Origin of the sequence: Bacteroides caecigallinarum (genome assembly GCF_016902295.1) — a bacterium.
Taxonomy (GTDB): Bacteria; Bacteroidota; Bacteroidia; order Bacteroidales; family Bacteroidaceae; genus Phocaeicola; species Phocaeicola caecigallinarum_A.
On sequence record NZ_JACJLQ010000038.1, the window covers coordinates 24838 to 31047 of the forward strand.

A 6210-nucleotide genomic window follows, 5' to 3' on the forward strand; every position below is an offset into this window, starting at 1 on the left:
TTTTGTATCAGCTCTAAATTTAATGTCATGAAAAACATATTTATAATACTTATTTATATTCTTATCATACCTACTATATTAAAAGCCAATCCGGAGAATGAAAAGTTGTTGAAAGAACTCGATAAAGTCATTTCAAACAAAAAATATTATCATAATCTGAGAGAAGAAAAGTTATCCCAACTAAAGGACAGTCTCAAGCGTTCTAATGATATAACTGAAAAATATAACATTAGTGGTGCTCTTTTCTATGAATACTTGCATTATCAAGCAGATTCATCATTATATTATATTAATATGAAGCACAAATACTTTCCGTTACTTAACAATCCGGAACTTGAAGACGAGATACTAATAAACAGAGCTGAAGTATTCGGAGTTATGGGAATGTATAATGAGGCTAAAAATGAACTTGACAAAGTTAATAAAGCCAATATAACCAATAAAGGACTTTTAGGATATTACTATAGAACTCGCAGGGCATACTACGGATGGCTTGCCGATTATACTGCTGACGACAATGCCAGCAAATGTTATTCCTTAAAAACAGAAACTTACAGAGATTCCATTTCACAACTGGGAATAACAGATATTGATTTCAAAATAAATCAAGCCGAAAGAATGATTTATGACGGTGATTATAGAAATGCTATAAAAGCTTTATTGCCGTTGTTGTCCGATTCAATAAACTTAAAACGAAAAGTATATGTGAACTATACTTTATCAGATGCTTATGAGGCTATAGGAGATACATCAAGCCAAATAAAGTATCTTGCAAGTACAGCTATAATGGATATAAAAATGGCTGAACGTGAATATGCTTCGCTACAGAAACTGGCATTACTTATGTACCATCAAGGAAATCTGGACAGAGCTTACAATTATTTGTCATGTTCTATGGAAGATGCGGTAGCTGCCAATGCAAGACTACGATTTCTTGAGGTAACACAGATATACCCTATTATAGATAATGCATACCAGAAAAAAGAAGCCGAAAAACAAAATGCGACAAGACGACTGCTAATTGGTATAAGCGTATTGGCATTTCTTCTTATAATAGCAACTTTCTACCTTTATTATTGGATGAAAAAACTATCTGTTATGAGAAGAAATCTGTACAAGGCCAACAAGAAACTTGTTGAAGCTAATAGAAATCTTGCTCAAACAGGTAAAATAAAGGAAGTATATATAGCTAAATATCTGGACCGATGCGTTGTTTATCTGGAAAAGCTGGAACAATACAGGCGTTCGCTTGAAAAGCTTGCAATGGCATCAAAAATAGACCAACTGTTCAAGGCCATAAGATCGGAAGAATTCATACGAGACGAAAGAAAACTATTCTACGATGAATTTGACCGTTCATTTTTGGATCTTTTCCCAAATTTCGTAGAAGACTTCAACAATCTGCTTACGGATGACGGTAAAATATATCCCAAAAAGGATGAGCATCTTAATACGGAACTAAGAATATTTGCCTTGATAAGACTGGGGGTGACAGATGCAAATCGTATAGCACATTTCCTTGGATACTCACTGGCTACAGTATATAATTACAGAAGCAAAATCAGGAATAAAGCCAAAGGAGACAAAGACAGATTTGAACAAGATGTCATGAACTTATAACCAATAGATATTTCATTAACCTACAGACCAACAAAACTATAAAAAACATAACTATATCATGAAAAAAATACCTGATTTAAGTTTCTGGAAGCTATGGAACATAAGCTTCGGATTTTTCGGTGTGCAGATTGCATACGCATTACAAAGTGCAAATATCAGTAGAATATTCTCTACCCTTGGAGCAGACCCGCACAGTCTGAGTTACTTCTGGATACTGCCTCCTCTGGCAGGAATAATCGTGCAACCCATCATTGGAGCCTTGAGCGACAAAACATGGTGCCGTTTCGGACGACGAATACCATATCTGTTTGTCGGTGCGCTCATTGCAGTACTGGTTATGTGTCTGTTGCCTAATGCCGGTAGTTTCGGCATGAGTGTTTCGGCAGCAATGATTTTCGGGTTATTCTCGCTAATGTTTCTTGACACATCAATCAATATTGCCATGCAACCTTTCAAAATGATGGTTGGCGACATGGTAAATGAAAAACAGAAAGGACTTGCCTATTCTATTCAGAGTTTCCTCTGCAATGCGGGAAGTCTTGCCGGTTATCTGTTCCCATTCATTTTTGCAGCTATAGGAATCAGTAATATAGCTCCAAAAGGAGTTATTCCAGATTCAGTTATATACTCATTCTATATTGGAGCCGCAATACTTATTTTATGCGTAATATATACTACAGTAAAAGTAAAAGAATATCCTCCACAATTATATGCCGAATATCACGGAATAAACACTGAAAAAAAAGAAGAGAAAACGAATATCTTCAGCCTGCTTGTGAAAGCACCTAAGGCTTTCTGGACTGTAGGACTTGTACAATTCTTTTGCTGGGCGGCCTTCATGTTTATGTGGACATATACCAACGGAACGGTAGCAGCAGAAGTATTCAATACTCCATCTGTAGAAGTCATCAAAGACGGAGTAAAACATCTTGTACTCGACACACAATCCGTTCAATATCAGAATGCGGGCGACTGGGTAGGCATACTGTTTGCCGTACAAGCGATAGGATCAGTTATATGGGCAACAATAATACCATTAATTAAAAGCCGCAAATTAGCTTACTCATTAAGTCTGATACTCGGTGGAATAGGATTTATATCAGTTATGTTCATAAATAACCAATACGGTCTTTTTGTATCATTCCTTCTTATAGGTTGTGCTTGGGCAGCTATGTTGGCATTACCATTTACAATTCTGACTAATGCACTGACAGGAGGACACATGGGAACATATTTGGGACTGTTCAACGGAACAATATGTGTACCTCAGATTGTTGCAGCAATTACCGGAGGATGGATTTTGAAAATGTTCACAACTCAGGGTAATGTTCCGCCAGAAGTGAATATGCTTGTATTAGCCGGAGTACTCCTTATAGTTGGAGCTTTATGTATAGGAATCATCAAGGAAAAGGAATAAAACATTAAAAAACATAAACGGCATAAATGAAAAATTTTTCATTTATGCCGTTTATGTTTATTCATTAACATCTTGCGTAGAATTTTCCTGTTGTTGCATATATATCAAATCTTTATTCTTAATATATCTCTGATAGTATGAGAGAAGCAATGTTGTACCTGGCAAAGCGATAATCATACCCAACATCCCCATCAATGATCCCCAAATAGAAAGAGATAATAATATGATGGCCGGATTCAATCCGGTAATCTTACCCATAATCTTCGGAACAAGATACATATCCTGAATAGCCTGTACAACACAGAATACTATCAATGCCATACCTAATATAATCCAAAAATTTTCTCCTGTATCAGCAGCTTTAAGCAAAGCCAAAATTATGGTGGGTATAAATCCTATTGCTTGCAGATATGGTATCATATTTAAAAGTCCTATGAATAAACCAAGAATTATTGCTAATGGAAAGTCTATTATCAGAAAACCTATACTGAACAGAATACCGACACAAAACGCGACTAACGCCTGACCACGGAAATATCTGTTCATACTGTCCTTTATATCGTTAATAATTCCAATAACCATACCTCTATGCTTGGCAGGCAACAAACCAACCCAACCTTCGGCTATTTCTTCGTAATCCAACAGGATGAAAAACAAATACATAAATACAAAGAACAACGTTAATATGGTTAGAACAATATTATAAGATGTCGATAATAAAGACCACATCTTAGGCAATACACTCTTTACAGCATCAATAAGATTCTCAGAAGTAAGATTTTCCTTTACCCAAGTCCAATTTACATTATTATGCAGAAAATCGGTAATGTCTTTAGGTATAGATGTAAATTTACTACCCTCAGAAAAATATACTTCAAGAAGTGATTTCAGCCTGACACATTCTTCTATCATTGGAGGTACCAAAAGATATATAGCCCCAGCCAATACCACAAGAATGCTAAATAAAACTGCAAAAATAGCTAATGCCCTGTTTTTAATCTTAAACTTAGTCTGATAAAACTTTACAATAGGATACATCAGATATGCAATTAACCAAGCTATGAAAAAAGGTAACAGGACTCCACTCAGCCTATCCAGTAAATACAGTACAGCTATCAATATAGCACCACCAATAGCACCACGAATAAAACTATCGAATGTTATTTTTTTCTGACCGCCCATAATACAAAATTATATGTTTACTTTAAGTGCAAAAATACAACTCTTGAATATAAAATCTAATTTTTAGACATGAAAATTAGGAATATAATAGATAATATTCATCATAAAACACAACATCTGTTAAATATTAACACGAAAGCATCATCAAGACCAAAAACTTTCTACCTTTGCTATTAATGATGTCAAAAAAACAAATATGGGTAAACTATATGTAGTTCCTACTCCTGTAGGAAATTTGGAAGATATGACTTTTCGTGCCATTCGTGTCCTTAAAGAAGCAGATTTGATTCTTGCTGAAGATACGCGCACATCCGGAATTCTCCTAAAGCATTATGAGATTAAAAACTCAATGCAGTCTCATCACAAATTCAATGAACATCAAACTGTTGAAAATATCGTTTCGCGCATAAAAGCGGGTGAAACAATAGCCCTTATTTCTGATGCAGGAACACCTGGTATATCCGATCCGGGATTTTTGGTCGTACGTGAATGTGTACGCAATGGAATAGAAGTACAATGTCTTCCGGGAGCAACAGCTTTCGTACCGGCAATTGTTGCTTCAGGGCTTCCTAACGAACGTTTCTGCTTCGAAGGTTTCCTTCCACAAAAGAAAGGCAGAATGACCAGACTAAACTCTTTGATTGATGAAACCAGAACAATGATATTTTATGAGTCGCCATACCGACTTGTAAAAACATTAACTCAATTTGCCGAAATATTTGGTCATGAACGTCCTGTCTCTGTATGCCGCGAAATATCAAAAATTCATGAAGAAAGTGTTCGTGGTACATTGGACGAGGTTATACAACATTTTACCGAAACAGAACCACGTGGCGAAATCGTAATTATACTGGGAGGAAAAGAAGAACAGAAAAATAACTCTAAAAAGTAATATAATCATGAAAAAGGTAGTATTATTCTCAATGTGCTTTGCCGCTTTGTTATCATCATGTAACAATTCTGGTCAAAAAAGAGATGCGCTTCAAGCTCAAAACGATTCATTAATGTCTGAATTATTAAACAGAAACAATGAGCTGGACGAAATAATGGGAGCTTTTAACGAAATTCAGGAAGGATTTCGCGAGATTAATGAAGCTGAAAACAGAGTTGATTTGAACGGTAGCGTTATTGAAAACCAGTCAGCAGCAGACAAAATAAAAGATGATATCAGATTTATCAGTCAAAAGCTGAAAAGCAATAGAGAAAAAATCGCTGAACTGGAAGCCCAGCTGAAAAACAGCAATTATAAAAGTACACAACTAAAACGTGCACTTGAAAATCTTACGGCTGAACTTGCCGCAAAACAACAGCAAATTGAAACACTTCAAACAGAATTAGCATCTAAGAACATAAGAATAGCAGAACTCGATGAGGCTGTTATGGATCTTACAAAGAACGTTGACCAACTATCTGCAGAAAATGAAGAAAAAAGCAAGACAGTTGCAGCTCAGGATAAAGCGCTGAATACTGCATGGTATGTATTCGGTACAAAGAGCGAACTTAAAGACCAGAAGATACTTAAAGGAGGCGATGTTCTTAAGAATAACGACTTCAACAAAGAATATTTCACTGAAATAGATATCCGCAAAGAAAAGGTTATCAAATTATATTCTAAACGCGCAGAATTGCTTACAAGCCATCCAGAAGGTTCATATAAGTTAGAGAAAGATGATAAAGGACAATATGTCTTAGAAATCACCAAGCCTAACGAATTCTGGAGTGTATCAAGATATTTAGTTATCCAAGTTAGATAACATATTTCATTGACTGGTATTTTAAATCAAAAAACTACTTATCAGGGACCATTTCAAATTAAATTTTGGGATGGTCCCTTTTTTCTATTTATGTGCCACTGAAGACATTTTAAAGGCTAATGATAACACTATATCTTATAACAACGAAAAAGCCCCGAAGCGATGCTTCAGGGCTCTACTCTATAAAACGGCGACTACCTACTCTCCCACTTGTACGCAGTACCATCGGCGTGACGA

General features: G+C 35.7%; 5 protein-coding genes. 4 read left to right on the plus strand and 1 reads right to left on the minus strand.

Annotation, left to right across the window (positions count from 1 at the left end):
- Positions 1 to 27: 27 nt before the first annotated feature.
- A complete protein-coding gene (locus H6A27_RS11770; RefSeq protein WP_204508810.1) occupies positions 28 to 1620 on the plus strand; it encodes a DUF6377 domain-containing protein in 1593 nt (530 codons plus the stop codon).
- A 58-nt stretch (positions 1621 to 1678) separates the two neighbouring features.
- The gene (locus H6A27_RS11775; RefSeq protein WP_204404933.1) at positions 1679 to 3037 is read left to right on the plus strand and encodes an MFS transporter; all 1359 of its coding nucleotides are present in this window, start codon (positions 1679 to 1681) and stop codon (positions 3035 to 3037) included.
- Between the two features lie 57 nt (positions 3038 to 3094).
- On the opposite strand, the gene H6A27_RS11780 is transcribed toward H6A27_RS11775, so the two are convergent.
- On the minus strand, positions 3095 to 4219 hold the full coding sequence (locus tag H6A27_RS11780) for an AI-2E family transporter (RefSeq protein ID WP_204508811.1): 1125 nt from the start codon (positions 4217 to 4219) through the stop codon (positions 3095 to 3097).
- A gap of 196 nt (positions 4220 to 4415) precedes the next feature.
- Here H6A27_RS11780 and rsmI point away from each other — a divergent pair, with 196 nt between their 5' ends.
- Together rsmI and H6A27_RS11790 are read left to right on the plus strand one after the other, a co-directional pair.
- A complete protein-coding gene (gene rsmI, locus H6A27_RS11785; RefSeq protein WP_204404935.1) occupies positions 4416 to 5111 on the plus strand; it encodes a 16S rRNA (cytidine(1402)-2'-O)-methyltransferase in 696 nt (231 codons plus the stop codon).
- A gap of 7 nt (positions 5112 to 5118) precedes the next feature.
- Positions 5119 to 5973, plus strand: coding sequence for a Cbp1 family collagen-binding glycoprotein adhesin (locus tag H6A27_RS11790; protein ID WP_204404936.1), 855 nt, complete (start codon positions 5119 to 5121; stop codon positions 5971 to 5973).
- Positions 5974 to 6210: the final 237 nt, after the last annotated feature.